At 57.6% G+C, this 1,220-nt stretch carries 2 protein-coding genes; both read right to left on the minus strand.

What is annotated here, in order from left to right; all coding sequences use genetic code 11:
* On the minus strand, positions 1–899 hold an 899-nt coding region (locus tag JJB09_RS26475; RefSeq protein ID WP_201664091.1), incomplete at its 3' end, for a HipA domain-containing protein.
* The gene (locus JJB09_RS26480; protein WP_201664092.1) at positions 896–1,123 is read right to left on the minus strand and encodes a helix-turn-helix domain-containing protein; all 228 of its coding nucleotides are present in this window, start codon (positions 1,121–1,123) and stop codon (positions 896–898) included. The genes JJB09_RS26480 and JJB09_RS26475, both read right to left, overlap by 4 nt.
* Positions 1,124–1,220 lie beyond the last annotated feature (97 nt).

The following is a 1,220-nucleotide window of genomic DNA, read 5'->3' on the forward strand; positions in this document are numbered from 1 at the left end:
TGGGCATCGGCGTTGCCAACGAGATAATGAAAAATCAGCATCCTGATGAAACGCAAACGATCGGCAGCCGGGCGACCACAGGCTCGATTGATGAGATCGAGCGACCGCTCCGTGCCTGGACCGCCCTCTTCCTCGTATTTTAGCTCCGGCGGCACGCTCAGCGCTTGGCAAAAGTCCTCCTGGTGCAACCGGTCAATACGTCCGTCGCTCGTCCTCGCGCGGTCATAGCGTTCGATGAGCAGGAAAGCTGTCTCGCCGCTCCATCGCATCTCGACAGCAGGAACCGGCAGTTTCAGGCGATCCGCAAGACGTAGACAGAAAAGCTCGTTTTCAACTGTCCCCTCCAAGCCTTGGATCTCCGGCTTGAGAATATGGGTCGTCGGGCGACCGCCTTTGGCCAGTCCTATGGTGTCGTCCTGGACGATAACTGCGAGCTTGTCCTGCGCACCGGCAAGAGAGAGCCGAACTCCTTCCTCGCCGCCAAGGAGAGGACGGCTGCGCAACTTTCCAATCACCTCATTCAGCCGTTCGCCGCTCAGTTCCTCGACACCGTCATCATCGTTCGGCGCCGGGACCTCCCCGGCGCGATAGAGAGACAATGCCCCAGCACATTCGCCGCCGATTACTTCGAGCAAACCGAATGCATTGCCGAATGAAATGCCAAGTGCGCCGGCAAGGCGTTGACGGGCGCCCTCATCGGGAAGCAGGCCGGAGAAGAATGGGCGAACGACCTGGTCGAGATATGGCTCCTCCCTCAGCGGCATTGAGAAGGAAATCGCTGCGGCGCCAACTTCTCGAAGATAATCAGTGTCATATGAGTAAATGAGCGTTCCGTCAGCGTCCTGGCCAAGTGTGCCAGCCTTCACGTTTCCGAAATAGACGTCGAGATATCGGGTCATGCTCGGCCCTCGCGCCGAGTACCTACAGAAACGACAAGGCCGAGTGTTTGCGCTACCAGCAGAGCGCGGCCAAGCTGGCAACTCTCCTTGCCAGCCTCAAGTTCGCGAACAAATCGAACGCCAACGCCGGCGAGGCCAGCGAGTTGCTCTTGTGTGAGGCCTTGCGATCTACGCTCATGCCGGATCAGAGCACCAAGGCTTTTGCTGTCGGTCAGTACATGCATTATCATCCCTTTCGGGACGAAAATGACATCTCGCCAATGTTGCGTCAAGGAGAAGAACCGATCGGGATGATTTTAATGTTTGGCCGCGATTTGATCG

This window comes from Phytoamicus setariae (assembly GCF_016722925.1).
GTDB lineage: Bacteria > Pseudomonadota > Alphaproteobacteria > Rhizobiales > Rhizobiaceae > Rhizobium_E > Rhizobium_E setariae.